Annotated in this window: 14 protein-coding genes and 3 tRNA genes; 13 read left to right on the top strand and 4 right to left on the bottom strand. The window is 65.5% G+C overall.

Annotated features, from left to right (window positions below; translation table 11 throughout):
- The first annotated feature begins 105 nt into the window (after positions 1-105).
- Genes M2337_RS11880 through M2337_RS11870 form a run of 3 tightly spaced genes read left to right on the top strand, consistent with a single transcriptional unit; the run spans position 106 to position 2,541 of the window.
- Positions 106-465, top strand: coding sequence for a hypothetical protein (locus M2337_RS11880; protein ID WP_264570398.1), 360 nt, complete (start codon positions 106-108; stop codon positions 463-465).
- A gap of 19 nt (positions 466-484) precedes the next feature.
- On the top strand, positions 485-1,165 hold the full coding sequence (locus tag M2337_RS11875; RefSeq protein WP_264570397.1) for a winged helix-turn-helix domain-containing protein: 681 nt from the start codon (positions 485-487) through the stop codon (positions 1,163-1,165).
- Entirely contained in the window at positions 1,162-2,541 is a 1,380-nt protein-coding gene (locus M2337_RS11870) for a sensor histidine kinase (RefSeq protein ID WP_264570396.1), read from the top strand. The genes M2337_RS11875 and M2337_RS11870 overlap by 4 nt, the downstream gene beginning before the upstream one ends.
- A 109-nt stretch (positions 2,542-2,650) precedes the next feature.
- Here the strand turns inward: M2337_RS11870 and M2337_RS11865 are convergent, their stop codons facing one another.
- On the bottom strand, positions 2,651-2,839 hold the full coding sequence (locus M2337_RS11865; protein WP_264570395.1) for a hypothetical protein: 189 nt from the start codon (positions 2,837-2,839) through the stop codon (positions 2,651-2,653).
- A gap of 177 nt (positions 2,840-3,016) precedes the next feature.
- Positions 3,017-3,106, bottom strand: a tRNA-Ser gene (locus tag M2337_RS11860).
- A gap of 148 nt (positions 3,107-3,254) precedes the next feature.
- Here M2337_RS11860 and M2337_RS11855 point away from each other — a divergent pair.
- From M2337_RS11855 to M2337_RS11810, 10 genes are all read left to right on the top strand, one after another.
- Positions 3,255-4,337 (top strand): lytic murein transglycosylase, encoded by a 1,083-nt coding sequence (locus M2337_RS11855; RefSeq protein ID WP_264570394.1) that lies wholly within the window; start codon positions 3,255-3,257, stop codon positions 4,335-4,337.
- A gap of 97 nt (positions 4,338-4,434) precedes the next feature.
- On the top strand, positions 4,435-5,595 hold the full coding sequence (locus tag M2337_RS11850) for a D-alanyl-D-alanine carboxypeptidase family protein (RefSeq protein WP_264570393.1): 1,161 nt from the start codon (positions 4,435-4,437) through the stop codon (positions 5,593-5,595).
- 8 nt (positions 5,596-5,603) lie between these two features.
- Positions 5,604-6,233, top strand: coding sequence for a dTMP kinase (gene tmk / locus M2337_RS11845; RefSeq protein ID WP_264570392.1), 630 nt, complete (start codon positions 5,604-5,606; stop codon positions 6,231-6,233).
- On the top strand, positions 6,230-7,210 hold the full coding sequence (locus M2337_RS11840; protein WP_264570391.1) for a DNA polymerase III subunit delta': 981 nt from the start codon (positions 6,230-6,232) through the stop codon (positions 7,208-7,210). Before tmk ends, M2337_RS11840 begins: the two co-directional genes overlap by 4 nt.
- Before the next feature lie 238 nt (positions 7,211-7,448).
- Positions 7,449-8,732 (top strand): Nramp family divalent metal transporter, encoded by a 1,284-nt coding sequence (locus M2337_RS11835; RefSeq protein WP_264570390.1) that lies wholly within the window; start codon positions 7,449-7,451, stop codon positions 8,730-8,732.
- A 126-nt stretch (positions 8,733-8,858) separates the two neighbouring features.
- Complete coding sequence (gene metG, locus M2337_RS11830) at positions 8,859-10,424, top strand: methionine--tRNA ligase (RefSeq protein ID WP_264570389.1); 1,566 nt, start codon at positions 8,859-8,861, stop codon at positions 10,422-10,424.
- On the top strand, positions 10,424-11,206 hold the full coding sequence (locus M2337_RS11825; RefSeq protein ID WP_264570388.1) for a TatD family hydrolase: 783 nt from the start codon (positions 10,424-10,426) through the stop codon (positions 11,204-11,206). Before metG ends, M2337_RS11825 begins: the two co-directional genes overlap by 1 nt.
- Before the next feature lie 4 nt (positions 11,207-11,210).
- Positions 11,211-11,984, top strand: a complete 774-nt coding sequence (locus tag M2337_RS11820; RefSeq protein WP_264570387.1) for an MBL fold metallo-hydrolase — start codon at positions 11,211-11,213, stop codon at positions 11,982-11,984.
- Positions 11,985-12,024: 40 nt separating this feature from the next.
- Complete coding sequence (locus M2337_RS11815; protein ID WP_264570386.1) at positions 12,025-12,201, top strand: hypothetical protein; 177 nt, start codon at positions 12,025-12,027, stop codon at positions 12,199-12,201.
- A 93-nt stretch (positions 12,202-12,294) separates the two neighbouring features.
- Positions 12,295-12,381: transfer RNA gene (locus M2337_RS11810), tRNA-Leu, on the top strand.
- Positions 12,382-12,605: 224 nt separating this feature from the next.
- Here M2337_RS11810 and M2337_RS11805 read toward each other — a convergent pair.
- Both M2337_RS11805 and recJ read right to left on the bottom strand, forming a co-directional pair.
- Positions 12,606-12,680, bottom strand: a tRNA-Glu gene (locus M2337_RS11805).
- A gap of 77 nt (positions 12,681-12,757) precedes the next feature.
- Positions 12,758-14,497 (bottom strand): single-stranded-DNA-specific exonuclease RecJ, encoded by a 1,740-nt coding sequence (recJ, locus tag M2337_RS11800; protein ID WP_264570385.1) that lies wholly within the window; start codon positions 14,495-14,497, stop codon positions 12,758-12,760.
- Positions 14,498-14,705 lie beyond the last annotated feature (208 nt).

The following is a 14,705-nucleotide window of genomic DNA, read 5'->3' as shown; positions in this document are numbered from 1 at the left end:
TTATCCTCTGGCAGTGACAGCCGGTCAACGCGGTGGCCGCTTCATGAACTTCATGTCATGTGGCGGTCAGCCGCCCGCCATTCGCGATGGCCTAGGCGGGATGTCATGGGCCTCTCGAACCGCCTCCTCTATTTCTTTCTCGTTCCGCTGGCGGGCGCGCCGCCCTTGCTGTCCTCCCATCTCGTGCCACCGTCAGCCGCCGCGCCTCGCCATGCTGCGCATGCCGGGTTCACGCTGGGCGAGGACAAGGCGGGCCGGATCGTCGTGACCAGCCTGCGGGATGGGCAGGCAGGGGGCGGGCCGATTGCGGTGGGCGATCAATTGCGCGCTGTGGATGGGCATGCAGTGCGAAGGCTCGGCGTGGCGCGGCACATGATCGACGATCCCGCCCATTGCGACATTCCGCTATCGCTGGCGCACGGCGCCGTGCGATATGAGGCCCGCGCTCGACGATGCGGCAAATAATGGCGCCAGGGACGGTGGAATGGGCAGAAAAATACTCCTGGTCGAAGATGATCGTGCGACGGCCGAGTTCATCTTGAAGGGGCTGGCCGAACATGGCCATGTCGGCGATCATAGCGCGGATGGGCGCGACGGCCTCTTCATGGCGACCGATGGCGGCTATGACGCGATCATTCTCGACCGGATGCTGCCGGGCATGGACGGTATGGCCGTGCTGGGCGCCCTGCGTGCTGCCGGCATCGAAACGCCGGTGATCCTGCTGACTGCGCTCGGCTCCGTAGATGACCGCGTGACGGGGTTGACGGCGGGTGCCGACGATTATCTGGTCAAACCCTTCGCCTTTGCCGAACTGCTCGCCCGGCTGGAACTGCTGATGCGCAAGCGCGGCCATGGTACATCGGTGGAGACGACGCTTGCCTGCAGCGATCTCCACATGGATCTGCTCAAGCGCACGGTGCAGCGCGGCGGTCGACGCGTCGAGCTTCAGCCGCGCGAGTTCCGGCTGCTCGAATATCTGATGCGCTACGCAGGGCAGGTCGTCACGCGCACGATGCTGCTCGAAGGCGTGTGGGATTATCATTTCGACCCTGGCACCAACGTCATCGACGTGCATGTCAGCCGCTTGCGCCGGAAAATCGATATTGAGGGCGATGTCCCCCTGATCCACACCGTGCGCGGCGCGGGCTACCGGCTGGGCGAATGAGTCGACCGGGTGCCGCATCCGGGGCGGGCCTGCGCTGGCTGCGCTCGTCGCATGTCCGCTTCATGGGCTGGATCTTGCTGCTGGAACTGGTGTTCGGCGCGGCGTTACTCGCCTCGGTCACGCAATTCGTGCGCGCCGACCTCGCGGCGGCCGACCGCAGCATCGCCGTTGAGGATCGCGACAGCCTGCTGATGATCGGCCGGGATGAAGGCGCGCAGGCGCTGAACCGGGCAATCGCCGAGCGAACGGCGGAAGATGACGATGCCCTCATTCTGCTCGTGGATCGCAACGGGCACAAAGTGGCGGGAAACCTCTCGGACTGGCCGCCCAATGTCCCGGCCGAGGCGGGCTGGACGCGTGCCGAGCTTTATCGGCTCGGAGATGCAGAGCCGGCCCCCTTCGGCATCACCGCCGCACGTCTTGGCGATGGGCGCCGCTTGCTCGTCGGCCGCCGCGCCGAGGCCAGCGATCAGATCCGCCAGACTGTTCACGAGGCCCTGCTGACCGCGCTGGCGCTCGCCTTGCCGCTGGCGCTCGCCGGCGCCTGGTTCGTGGTGCAGATCATCGATCGGCGGATCAGACACATCGCCGCGACGGCAGAGGGCGTAGGCGCGGGTGATATCGAGCAGCGCGTCCCGCTGCACGGTTCCGGGGACAGCTTCGACCGGTTGGGGGAGGCGATCAATGGGATGCTGGACAGGATCGGCAGCTTGATCGACGAACTGCGCACCGTCACCGATAGCATGGCGCACGATCTCCGCTCGCCGTTGACCCGTCTGCGCGCACGAATCGACCGGGCGCTGGAGACGGACGATCCGGCCGCGATGCGCACGGCCATCGAGGGCATCAGCCGCGAGGCGGACCAGCTGCTCGCCATGCTCACCACCGCGCTGGAGATCAGCCGCGCAGAGGCGGGCATCGGGCGCGAGCGCTTCCGGCCCACGCTGCTGGGCGAGATGCTCGCCGATCTGGAAGACTTGTACGCGCCACTTGTCGAGGAGCAAGGCCGCAGCCTTTCCATCGCAATCGAGCGGCCGGTCGAGGTCAGCGTCCATCGCGAACTGCTAGGGCAGGCGCTCGCCAACCTCCTCGACAATGCGCTCAAATATGGCGCGGGTGCGATGACGCTGTATCTGGATCGCGAGGGCGCGGACGTGATCGTTGGTCTTGCCGATCAAGGCCGGGGGATTGCGCCGGATCGGGAAGCAGAGGCCCTGCGGCGCTTTGGTCGGCTGGATGCCGCGCGCGGGCAGGCGGGCGCAGGGCTTGGATTATCGCTCGTCGCGGCCGTGGCGCGCATGCATGGCGGTCAGGTCCGTTTCACCCGCCGCCATGGTCTGTTCGCGGTTGAAATTCTCATCGGCGTGGGAGGCTGAGCGGCCTTCGGTCTGCTTCCGCTGCCGACAGGATCATGCCTGTTCGATGAAGCGGTCGACCGGAGCCATGCGGGCAAGGGGAGGGACGGCATGGCTCCGGTGACGGGGGTCACTTCTTGTCGGTCGTGCTCTTGGCCGGGGCAGCGAGCGATGCAGTCGTCGTGCTCTTGGCGGGCTTGGCGGGCTTGGCCACCTTGTGATGGCTCTCCTTCGCCGGTGCCGTCTTGGCCGACGCGACAACCGGCGTGGCGATGGCTGCGAGGGATGCCAGGCCGGCAATGATCAGGCGACGGTTCATGAGGGTATCTCCTTCAACAAGCGACCCTTCGTGGATCGCAAGCCCCTTATGGCCCCGCGCACCGAACCGGAGCATGGCGCCTGCATGAACTTTTGGACATGTGGGGAATCGGGGTGGCGCAAGATCCATTGCCGCCAAAGACTAGCGACCGGAAGAGAAAGCCCGCGTGAGAAGATTTGGCGGACAGGGTGGGATTCGAACCCACGGTGAGCTTCCACCCACGGCGGTTTTCAAGACCGCTGCCTTAAACCACTCGGCCACCTGTCCGTTGTCCCGCGCCCTAGTCGAAACTGTTCGGCAAAGGAAGCCCGCGCGAACCGAGGATTGTAGCGCGGGCGGTTCGTCGCAGGGGCGATGCGCCCAATTGCGGAGGCTTGCCTTGCGCGCCCTGCGTCAACTCTGCCAATATGCATCGATGACAACGCATTCGCTTCGCCGCCGGCTCCTGCCGCTATGCGGTCTCGCTCTTGGTCTTTCTCTCGCGGCGCAAGTCCCCGCCAGTGCGCAGGCGCTGCCATCGTCGAATGATCCGGTGGATGCGCAGACCGCGGCCGGGTTCACGGGCTATCTGGAGAGCCTGCGGGGCAAGGCGCGGGCGCAGGGCGTGAGGGATGCGACATTCGACCGGGCAATTGCCGGGCTGAGCTTTAATCCGCGTGTCGCGGCGCTGGATCGCGGTAATCTGCCGACAGCCGACAATGCCCCGATTCCCGATTTCGAGCCCTATCGCCAGCGCCATATCGATGCGCGCAAGATTGCCCGCGGCCGCGCGGTCTACAACGCCAATCGCGCGCTGCTGGTGGCCATCGAGCGTGATACGGGCGTGCCGGAGGAGATCATGGTCGCGATTTATGGCCATGAGACGAATTACGGCACGATCAGCGGCGATTTCGACCTGCTGCGCTCGCTGGCGACGCTGGCTTATGAAGGGCGCCGGCGTGCGCTGTTCGAGCCGGAACTGCTGGCCGTGATGTCGATGATGCAACGCGGCGTTCCGCGTGAGCGGCTGGTCGGCAGCTATGCTGGCGCGTTTGGCTATCCGCAGTTCCTGCCGAGCGTCTATCTGCGCGATGCGGTGGATGCCGATGGTGACGGGACGCCCAATATCTGGTCGAGCGAGCCCGATGCGCTGGCCTCCATCGCCAATTATTTCCAGCGTGCCGGCTGGCGCAAGGGCGAGCCCTGGGGCCTCGCAGTGCGGCTGCCGGCCGGGTTCGACCGTGGGCGGATCACCAGCACGCTCAACCCCACACGCTGCCCGCGCGTGTTCGGTCGCCACAGTCGCTGGCTTTCGATGCGCGAGTGGCAGGCGCTCGGATTCATGCCGGAGGGCGGCTCCTGGCCGGATGGCAGCATTCAGGCGACGCTGATCGAGCCGGATGGCCCGGGTAAGACAGCCTATCTGCTCACTGGCAATTACCGCGTGATCCTCGACTACAACTGCTCGAACTTCTACGCGCTGTCCGTCGGCCTGCTGGCTGATGCGGTGCGGCCTTGATCCGGGGCTAGGCAGAGCCATGGCGGATGGCTAAGGACGAAGCGAAGCCGCGATGCCCGCAGGGCGCGCGATGACCTGTCAACGACCGGATTTTCCCATGCGCGCACTTCTGCCGATTGCCCTCGTCCTGCCGCTCTTCCTGTCCGCCGCGCAGGCGAACACGCCAAGCTATACCTCCGAGGCCTCCGTGGCCTATATGGTCGATCTGTCGTCCGGCCGGGTGCTGTTCGACAAGGATGCGGACCGGCGGATGCCGCCGGCCTCGATGGCCAAGATGATGACCGCGCATGTGGCGTTCAATCTCATCAAGCAGGGCAAGCTGCGGCTCGACCAGAAGTTCACCGTCCGTCCGGAAACCTGGCGCAAGTGGCACAGCCAGGGCTCGACCATGTTCCTCTCCGTCAATGAGGAGGTCTCGGTCGAGAACCTGCTGCACGGCATCGTCACGCTCTCGGGCAATGATGCCTGCGTGGTGCTGGCCGAGGGCATTGCCGGCTCGGAAGAGGCGTTCACCGATCTCATGAATGCCGAGGCCAAGCGGCTGGGCATGACCAACAGCCATTTTGCGAACACTACCGGTTGGCCCGACGAAGGCCGCACCTACACCACCGCGCGCGATCTCGCGACGCTGGCCCGCAACACGCTGGAAGAGACGCCGGACCTCTACAAGCAGTTCTACACGGTCAAATCCTTCACCTGGGGCCAGACCATGGGCGGATCGGAGATCAGCCAGGCCAATCGCAACCCGATTCTCGGGCGTGTGGATGGCGCGGATGGCCTCAAGACCGGCCATACCGAGGAGGCGGGCTACGGCTTCACCGGCTCGGCCCAGCAGAATGGCCGCCGTCTCGTGATGGTCGTCGCGGGCCTCACCAGCTTCAATGGCCGCGTCGAGGAATCGGTGCGCTTCATGGATTGGGGCTTCAAGGCCTGGCGGTCCAAACCGCTGGCCAAGAAGGGCGTTACCCTGGGGCAGGCGCAGGTCCAGGGCGGCTGGGCCCGCTCGGTCGATCTGGTGACGCCGCGCGATCTCGTCGCGACCGTGCCGATTGCGGCGGCGAATGGCGAGATCAAGGCGCGTGTCGTCTATCGCGGCCCGATCAAGGCGCCGATCGCGCAGGGGCAGGAGATCGCTCATCTGGTGGTGAATGCCGGTGACGGGACTACGCAGACCTTGCCGCTTGTAGCCAAGGAAGCTGTCGCAGAAGGCGGCTTCTTCGCGCGCCTGTGGAACGGCTTCCTCTCCTTCTTTAGCTGAGTACCGACATGACGCGCGGCCGCTTCATCACGCTGGAAGGCGGCGAGGGCGTCGGCAAGTCCACGCAGGCCCGTCTGCTCGCGGAGGCGCTTGAGGCGCGCGGCATCCAGACAGTGCTGACCCGCGAGCCCGGTGGCAGCGAGGGGGCCGAGGCCATTCGCGGCCTCCTGCTCTCCGGTGCGGCGGATCGCTGGAGCGTGCGCGCCGAGGCGCTGCTGTTCGCTGCGGCCCGGGCCGATCATGCCGAGCGCACCATTCTGCCGGCCGTGGAGGCCGGCAAATGGGTGATCTGCGACCGTTTTCTGGACAGCAGCCGTGCCTATCAGGGCGTGGGCGGCGTGCTGAGCGACGACGACATTCTGACCCTCCACCGCATCGGCTCGGGCGGGCTGTTGCCGGATCGGACCCTGCTGCTTGCCCTGCCGCTCGATGAGAGCAGCGAACGGGCCGGCGCGCGGGATGCCGGGGCGGTGGATCGGATCGGCGGGCGCGATGCTGAGTTTCATCGCGATGTTGCCGAGTCCTTCCGTCGGTTCGCAGCCGCTGAACCTGCGCGTTTCCGGGACATTGATGCCAGCGGATCGATGGAGACGGTGCGCGACCGGCTGCTGGCCGCGCTCGCCGACTGGCTGCGATGACGCGCTGGCTCGGCCATGACGAGCAGATCGCGACGCTGATCGAGGCGAGCGCGACGACGCGTCTGCATCATGGCTGGATCTTCGCCGGCCCGCGAGGCCTGGGCAAGGCCGGGATCGCCTATGATTTCGCCCGGCGGCTGCTGGTGAGCGGGGCGGGGCGTCCCGTCCCGTCGGATCGGCTTGCGCCGGACCCCACAGACCCGGCTATGCGCCTGTTCGATGGCGGCGCCCATCCCGATTTCATGCGGCTCGAACGACTTGAGCGCGACAGCAAGACTGACAACGGCGCACTCGCCCGGAACATCACCGTCGATCAGGTGCGCAGCCTCTCGCGGCTGCTGCACAGCGCGCCCTCCATGGGCAGCCGGCGGGTCGTGCTGATCGACAGCGCGGACGATCTGGAGGCGGGCGCGGCCAACGCCCTGCTCAAGAGCTTGGAAGAGCCGCCGACGGGTGCGATCTTCCTGCTCGTGGCGCATCGGCCCGGTCGCCTGCTGCCCACCATCCGCTCGCGCTGCCGGGTGATGCGCTTCGCACCGCTCGATGATGCGAGCATGGCACAGGCGCTGGCGACCGCGCTGCCGGAGGTGCCAGAGCCTGAGCGCGCCGCGCTGGCGGCTAGTGCCGAAGGCTCGCCGGGGCAAGCGATCGCCAATCGCGATCTGGATCTGCCCGGTCTGGAACGCGCGCTCGATGCCATCGCGCAGGGTGGACGCGGCGGGGAGGGCGCCCGCGCCGGCCTGATGAGCGCGCTCTCGGGGGTGGCGGCTCGCCCCCGCCTCGAAGCCTTTGTCGATCTTGTGCCGCGCTACATCGCCCGCCGTCTGCGGGGTGCGCCCGCGTCCAGGCTCGGTCCTGGCATCGCCGCCTATGAAGAAGCCCAGCGCCTCGGCGCCGGCGCTGTCACCCCGCTGCAGCTCGAGCCCGGCGCGCTGGTCTACACCCTGTGCGAGACCGTGGCGCGCGTCGGGCGATAGAGGTGCTCGCTGGCCTTTCTGAATAGGTGCTCCTGCGAAGACAGGAGCCCAGGGCACAACCGACGAACCTAGCCGCCCCAGGCTCCTGCCTTCGCAGGAGCGCATCCAAGCGTACATCATCGGCTGCCCAGCAGGAAAATCACCACATTGCCAAAATCGCGCTATACCCCTCGCGAACGGCAAGTGGGGGACTGACAGGATGGCGAGCGAGCACAGGCAAACCCGAGATGCGCCCGACTTGCCTTCCACACCGATAGACGAAACCCCGCCCGTCGGACTGGAGCGCTGGAAACGGCTCGGCCCCGGCATCGTCGTGGCCGCGACCGGCGTCGGCGCGGGCGATCTCGTCGCCACGCTCGTTGCTGGCGCGCGCTTTGGCTATGCGTTGCTCTGGGCCGCCGTCATCGGCTGCATCATTAAGATCGCGCTGGCCGAGGCGACCGGGCGCTATCATCTCGCCACCGGATCGACGATGCTGCAAGGCTGGCGGTCGCTCGGCTATTGGACGAGCTGGTACTTCGGCATCTACATCCTGATCTGGGGCTTCGTGTATGGCGGCACGGCGATGAGCGCGACCGCGCTGCCGCTCGCCGGGATGTTCCCCGGCCTGCTACCGTTCTGGGCGTGGGGGATGCTGTCTGGCCTTGCCGGCGCGCTGTTCGTCCTGTTCAATCGCTATGCGGTGTTCGAGGCCGTGATGAAGCTGCTGATCGGCGTCATGTTCGTCGTCGTTGTCGGGCTTGCGATCCTCGTCATGCCGGATCTCGACGCAGCACTGATCGGCCTCGCGCCCACGCTGCCGGAGGGCTCGGCCATTTACACCTTGGGGCTCATCGGCGGCGTCGGCGGCACGATCACGCTCGCGGCCTATGGCTATTGGGTCAACGCAAAGGGTTGGCGCTCCCCAGCCTGGATCCCGATGATGCGGTTCGACAATCGCGTGGCCTATATCGCGACGGGGGTCTTCGTCATCGCGATGCTCATCGTCGGTGCCGAACTGCTCTACACCGCGCAGATCGCGCTTTCCGGTGGCGACCGGGGCCTGCTCGACCTGGGCGCGGTGCTGGAGGCGCGCTTCGGGCGCACCGTGGCGACCTTGTTCCTCATCGGGTTCGCGGCGACGACCTTTTCGTCGGTGCTCGGCGTCTGGCAAGGCGTGTCGCTGCTGTTCGCGGACTTCGTCCGCAGTATCCGGGCGGAGCGGGCGGGGGAGACTGCCGTGCATGATCCGGCCATCGCGGCGACGCTGGACCGGACGCCGGCCTTCCGCTTCTATGTCCTCTGGCTCACCTTCCCGCCCATGCTCCTGCTGTTTCTGGGCCAGCCTTTTGCGCTCATCATCGCCTATGGCGCGTTCGGTGCCTTCTTCATGCCCTTCCTTGCCGTCACGCTCATGTGGCTGCTCAATTCGAAGGCAGTGCCCGCGCAATGGCGCTCGGGCTGGTGGTCGAACCTGATGCTCGGCCTGGCGTCGCTGTTATTTGCGGTGTTGTGCGTGGATCAGATCCGCTCGCTGCTATAGGTCACGGCTTTCCGCGCGGCGCTGTGCTGGGAGGTCGGAGAGGAGTCTAGGCATCCTCCCTGTACCCCGCTAGAGAAGCCGCAAGCGAAAGCCGCGCCTCAGACGGCCCTTATCCAGCAGGACATCATGCCCAAACCCTTCACCATTACCACGGCGATCAGTTACCCCAATGGCCGCCCTCATATCGGCCATGCCTATGAAGCAATCGCGACGGACGCCTTCGCCCGCGCGGCCCGGATGATGGGGCGGGACGTGTTCTTCCAGACAGGCACCGACGAGCATGGCCTCAAAATGGCGCAGGCCGCCCGTGCGCGCGGCGTTGAGCCTGTCGCGCTGGCCGATGAAATGTCAGGCTATTTCAGGGAGATGGATGATCTTCTGAATATCAGCTATGATCGCTTCATTCGCACCAGTGAGCCGGCACATCATGCCGCAAGCCAGGCCATTTGGCAGGCGATGGTCGACAATGGCGACCTGTATCTCGATCGCTATGAAGGCTGGTACTCCGTCCGCGATGAGGCCTATTATGATGAAAGCGAGCTAAGCCTCAGCGATGGCGGGGAAAAGCTCTCCCCGCAGGGCACGCCTGTGGAATGGACTGCTGAGGAGAGCTGGTTCTTCCGCCTATCCAGCTATGAGCATAAGCTACTCGATCTTTATAAGAAGCATCCGGACTTTATTCAGCCTGACAGTCGACGCAACGAAGTGGTGCGCTTTGTTGAAGCGGGTCTTAAAGATCTGAGCGTTTCACGGTCGACCTTCGATTGGGGAGTCAAGGTTCCGGGCGCGGCGGGGCATATCATGTATGTCTGGGTGGACGCTCTTACTAACTATCTTACTGGTTGCGGGTATCCGGACGACATCGCGAGGATGGATCGTTACTGGTCCCCGCAGGCCGAGATAGTCCACATTATTGGGAAGGACATTGTGCGATTCCACGGCATCTACTGGCCGGCCTTCCTGATGAGTGCTGGGTTGCCTTTGCCAAACAGAATCTTCGGCCATGGTTTCCTGCTCAATCGCGGCGAAAAAATGTCCAAGTCGCTGGGTAACGTTGCTGATCCGGTCGAGCTGGCCGAGGCTTTCGGCGTCGATCCCCTACGCTACTTCCTGCTCGCTGAGGTTAGCTTTGGCAATGACGGCAGTTATAGTGCTGAAGCGATCGTGCAAAGGGTGAATGCAGAGCTTGGGAATGCGTTCGGAAATCTCGCGCAGCGCACTCTCAGTTTCATCGCGAAGAATTTGAACGGTCGGTTGCCGACGCCCTCCCCGGCTCAGGTGGACCACGAATTACTGGACGCAGTTCGCCATACGACTGCCCATCTCATGCCGGAAAACTTCCGTCAGCTCACGCCGCATTGGGCGATTCAACATTGGCTCCGTGCTGTCTATGCCTGCAATGCTTACATCGATGGCCAAGCGCCATGGGCGCTCCGCAAAGTTGATGAGGCGCGCATGGAGGCGGTGCTGGCCACGCTATACGTTGCCATCGGTGAGTTGACCGTGGCGATCCAGCCCGTGATCCCTGCAAGCGCGAAATCTCTGCTCGATCATATGGGTTTGCCAATCGAGGCCCGGAGCTATGACGGTTTGACCACAGCTTGGTATTCGGCCCTGCGTGCAAAGGGCTTCGAGATTGAGGCTCCCCGTCCGCTCTTCCCCCGCCTTGAACTCCCCGCAGCGGAGGCCTGATGCTCGTCGATAGCCATTGTCACCTCAATTATGAGGGGCTGGTGGAGGATCAGCCCGCCGTCCTCGCCCGTGCGCGTGCGGCGGGGGTGGGCACGATGCTCAACATCTCCACCCGCGAGCGGGAGTGGGCCGCGATTATCGGACTGGCCGAGCGCGAGGCGGACGTCTGGGCGAGCGTCGGCATTCATCCGCATGAGGCGGACAGCCATGCCCATGTCGATACCGCCAAGCTTGTGGCCGCTGCGGCCAATCCCCGTGTCGTCGGTATCGGCGAGACCGGGCTGGATTATTATTACGACCATAGCGATCGCGTCCAGCAGCAGACGAGCTTTCGCGCCCATATCGCCGCCGCGCGCGAGACCGGTCTGCCGATCATCATCCATACCCGCGATGCCGAGGCGGACACCGCCGCTATTCTGCGGGACGAGATGGGGCAGGGGACATTCACCGGAGTGATCCACTGCTTCACCGCCAGCGATGCCTTTGCCGACATCGCACTGGACCTCGGCCTGTTCATCAGTATTTCCGGGATCGTGACCTTCAAGAACGCCAAGGCTTTGCAGCAGACGGCGGCGCGCATTCCGGCCGACCGTTTGCTGGTAGAGACAGACTCGCCCTTCCTCGCGCCGGTGCCGCACCGCGGACGGCCCTGCGAACCGGCGTTCGTCGCCGATACCGCGCGCTTCCTGGCCGATCTCCGTGGCGAGTCCCTCGAGGCGCTGACGCAGGCAACGACGCGGAACTTCTTTGCTTTGTTCTCCCGCGCCGCGCCGGTCGCGTGACGCCATGACGCTCAAGCTGGTCATGTCGGGGAGCGGCACCTCCTCGGGCGTTCCGCGCATCGGCAATGATTGGGGGCAGTGTGATCCCGCCGAGCCGCGCAATCGTCGCACCCGCGTCTCGATCCTTGTCGAGAGCGCGACCACGCGGTTGCTGGTCGACACCTCCCCGGATTTCCGCGCGCAGATGCTGGCGGCCGATGTCGTGCATCTGGATGCCGTCTTCTGGACCCACGACCATGCCGATCACTGCCACGGCATCGATGATCTGCGGCAGATCATGCATCATCGTGGCACCCCTGTGCCCGGCTATGGTCACAAGGCGACCATGGCGGCGTTGCGCAGCCGCTTCGACTATGCGTTCGATGGGCGCGAGGGGTATCGCGCGACCATCGCGGGCCATGACCTGCCCGACGAAGGGGTGACGGTGGGCGACATCGCGGTCACCCATGTCGATCAGCCCCATGGCTTCATCTCCTCAAGCGGCTTCCGATTCTCCTGCGGCGGCCGGTCGTTGGCCTATGCCACGGATTTTCACGAGATGACCGATGCGATGGTCTCGCTCTATGCGGGCGTGGATTGTCTCGTCATCGATGCGCTACGCGAGCGGCCGCACCCGACCCACGCCCATCTGGCTCTGACGCTGGAGGCGATCGCGCGGATACGTCCCGGCCGTGCCATCCTCACCCACATGGATAACAGCATGGACTATGCACGTCTGCGCACCATGCTTCCCGAAGGCGTCGAGCCCGGCTACGATGGTCTGACCGCCCTGATCTGATCTCCCTTCGCGGGCGTCCGTTCCAGCAGGAGAGTTGGCCATGGCCGATATGATTGCGCACAGCCTCTGGTTCGTCCTGGCCTTCGTCCTCGTCGGCAGCAGCCTGGCCCTGCGCCGCCTCCCGCTCCACCATCTGGTGAAGATGATCCTCGTCTGGATCGCGATTTTCGCGGCTGTCTGGATCGTCGTTCTGGCCTTCCGCGGCCTCTCTGGCTGACCCCAACACAATATTTTGCATCAATCCCATCTTATCTGTTCGAGGCTGTTGACACCCCCGAACAGCCCCCCTAAAGCGCCGGTCCTACCCCGTGCCCAGATGGCGGAATTGGTAGACGCACCAGCTTCAGGTGCTGGCGATCGCAAGGTCGTGGAGGTTCGAGTCCTCTTCTGGGCACCATTTTTCCGACACCCCCAAATAGCGATGATTTCGCTCTTCCCACGCTGGGGAAGGGGTTTGGCGGCTGTGTCTTTTCCTCTTGTAGCCTGCCCTCTGGCGTCGCGCGAAATTTCTCGGTCGCGAGCCCATACATGCGCGCATCCGATCATCGAAGAGATGATCGCACACCGAAAAGCTGTGTTGGGAGATGAAGGGCTTTTCCAAGCCTGCCCAGCCGGGAAGGCTGGTGACCCCTACGGGAATCGAACCCGTGTTTCAGCCGTGAGAGGGCCGCGTCCTGACCGCTAGACGAAGGGGCCACTGAGCGAGCGATGTGCATCGCTGCCGTGAGAGGGCGCCTTTACGGGCATGGTCTGGCGCGGTCAAGGCCATTTGCTCAGGCGATGGCAAGATCCTCGATATGCAGCTCCGCGGCGGGACGGGGCCCCCAGTCGTCGATCTTTGCGCGACCGGCGAGCCAGAAGCGCGTGCCGGCGCGGGAGGAGAGCAGCATCTGCCCAAGCTCGGTCTCGGCCTGACGGAAGGCCATGGCCTTGAGCGAGCGGCCATCCTCGCCCGCCACGATGGCGCGGACATGGCTTGTCCCGACGATATCGGCGCGCACGACGCGCACCGGCCCCAGCGCGACACGGGGTGCGGGCCAGCCATTGCCGAAGGGGCCGGCCTGCTCCATCGACTGGATCAGCTCCGGCGTCAGTCCGGCCGGCGCCACCAGCAGGTCGATGAGGAGAGCGCGGGCGGTGGCGGCGCGGGCGACATCCTCGCGCAGCCGCTCCTCCAGAAACTCGGCCAGCGCGGTCACATGCTCGCGGCGAACGGTGAGCCCGGCCGCCATGGCATGCCCGCCACCGGCCACGAGCAGGCCGTGGTCCTTGGCGGCCAGAATGGCGGCACCCAGATCAACGCCAGTGATAGAGCGCCCCGAGCCCTTGCCGATGCCGTCCTCGTCAATGGCGATAACGATGGCCGGGCGGGTGATCTTTTCCTTCAGGCGCCCCGCCACGATGCCGATTACGCCCGGATGCCACAGGTCGCCGGCGATCACGGCAACGGAGCGCTCGCCCAGCTCTGCGAGGAGGGCTTCGGCTTCCTTCTGCACGGTTGCTTCGATCGCGCGCCGCTCCTGATTGAGCTGATCGAGCTCTGCGGCGAGCATGGCGGCCTCATCGGGGTCGGCAGTGGTGAGCAGGCGCACGCCCAGATCCGAGCGGCCCACGCGTCCGCCGGCGTTGATGCGGGGTCCCAGGGCAAAGCCGAGGTCCGAGCATTGCGGGGCACGCTCCAGCCGGCTTGCGGAAAGCAGGGCGTTGAGGCCGATATTGCCGCGCCGTGCCATCGTCTTGAGCCCCTGGGCGACAAAGGCGCGGTTGAGGCCCCGAATGGGCGCCACATCTGCGACAGTCCCCAGCGCGACCAGATCGAGCAGGTCCAGCAAGCGCGGTTCCGGGCGGGTGGCGAACCACCCTCGCGCGCGCAAGGTGCGGACCAGCGCGGCACCGAGCAGGAAGGCAACGCCGACCGCGGCGAGATGGCCGTGGCCGGCGGCCTCATCGAGCCGATTGGGGTTGACCAGCGCAAGGGCAGGGGGGAGCGAGGCGGCGCATTTGTGATGATCGACGACGATGACATCCAGCCCCACGGAGCGTGCAGCCTCCAGCGCGGCAAAGGCCTGGGCGCCGCAATCGACCGTGACGACCAGGCTGGCACCGCTGCGTGCAAGCGCTACCAGCGCCTCACCGGATGGGCCATAGCCCTCCATCAGTCGGTCGGGGATGTAAACGCCGGCATCGAGCCCGAGCTCGCGCAGCAGCCGGACGAGCAGTGCTGCGCTCGTCGCGCCGTCCACGTCATAATCGCCGAAGATGGTGACCGATTCCCGATCGATGACGGCCGCGGCGAGCCGCTCGGCGGCGCGATCCATATCCTGGAAGATGGACGGATCGGGGAGGAAGCTGCGGATGGTCGGCGCCCGTTCGCGCTCCAGGCTGTCATGCGTGCACCCCCGCGCGCGCAGCAGATCGTCCACGAGATTGCCGCCGCTGCCGCAGGGCTCAGGTCCGCGCCAACGCCAAGCACGGCCGGTGAGCGAGCGATCGATATCCAGAGCAAAGCGCATGGCGCCACCTTAGCCGAGCTTGTGGGGTAAAGGATAGGAGCGTCGTGATCGGGGTGGGGTTAGTCTTCGCCGCGTGATGGGTAGGGTCTGAGGTGCGCCGCAGGCGCGTATCGAGGAGGCGTATCGAAGCATCGAATCCTTAGATACGCCGCTTCGACAGGCGCAGCAGCTCCTCAGGACGAACGGAGATATCGTCCGAGATGTCGTC

It is taken from the genome of Sphingobium sp. B2D3A, assembly GCF_025961795.1.
Taxonomy (GTDB): domain Bacteria; phylum Pseudomonadota; class Alphaproteobacteria; order Sphingomonadales; family Sphingomonadaceae; genus Sphingobium.
The sequence above is the reverse complement of the archived record's forward strand: the minus strand, read 5'-3'. Positions and strand labels throughout refer to the sequence as shown.

What these genes read in the sequence shown, in the direction of transcription:
- M2337_RS11850 (WP_264570393.1), top strand. Translation starts at nt 4,435, where the DNA reads ATGCGCGCACTTCTGCCGATTGCCCTCGTCCTGCCGCTCTTCCTGTCC.
- M2337_RS11820 (WP_264570387.1), top strand. Translation starts at nt 11,211, where the DNA reads ATGACGCTCAAGCTGGTCATGTCGGGGAGCGGCACCTCCTCGGGCGTT.
- tmk (WP_264570392.1), top strand. Translation starts at nt 5,604, where the DNA reads ATGACGCGCGGCCGCTTCATCACGCTGGAAGGCGGCGAGGGCGTCGGC.
- recJ (WP_264570385.1), bottom strand. Translation starts at nt 14,497, where the DNA reads ATGCGCTTTGCTCTGGATATCGATCGCTCGCTCACCGGCCGTGCTTGG.
- M2337_RS11880 (WP_264570398.1), top strand. Translation starts at nt 106, where the DNA reads ATGGGCCTCTCGAACCGCCTCCTCTATTTCTTTCTCGTTCCGCTGGCG.
- M2337_RS11825 (WP_264570388.1), top strand. Translation starts at nt 10,424, where the DNA reads ATGCTCGTCGATAGCCATTGTCACCTCAATTATGAGGGGCTGGTGGAG.
- M2337_RS11875 (WP_264570397.1), top strand. Translation starts at nt 485, where the DNA reads ATGGGCAGAAAAATACTCCTGGTCGAAGATGATCGTGCGACGGCCGAG.
- M2337_RS11870 (WP_264570396.1), top strand. Translation starts at nt 1,162, where the DNA reads ATGAGTCGACCGGGTGCCGCATCCGGGGCGGGCCTGCGCTGGCTGCGC.
- M2337_RS11815 (WP_264570386.1), top strand. Translation starts at nt 12,025, where the DNA reads ATGGCCGATATGATTGCGCACAGCCTCTGGTTCGTCCTGGCCTTCGTC.
- M2337_RS11840 (WP_264570391.1), top strand. Translation starts at nt 6,230, where the DNA reads ATGACGCGCTGGCTCGGCCATGACGAGCAGATCGCGACGCTGATCGAG.
- metG (WP_264570389.1), top strand. Translation starts at nt 8,859, where the DNA reads ATGCCCAAACCCTTCACCATTACCACGGCGATCAGTTACCCCAATGGC.
- M2337_RS11855 (WP_264570394.1), top strand. Translation starts at nt 3,255, where the DNA reads ATGACAACGCATTCGCTTCGCCGCCGGCTCCTGCCGCTATGCGGTCTC.
- M2337_RS11865 (WP_264570395.1), bottom strand. Translation starts at nt 2,839, where the DNA reads ATGAACCGTCGCCTGATCATTGCCGGCCTGGCATCCCTCGCAGCCATC.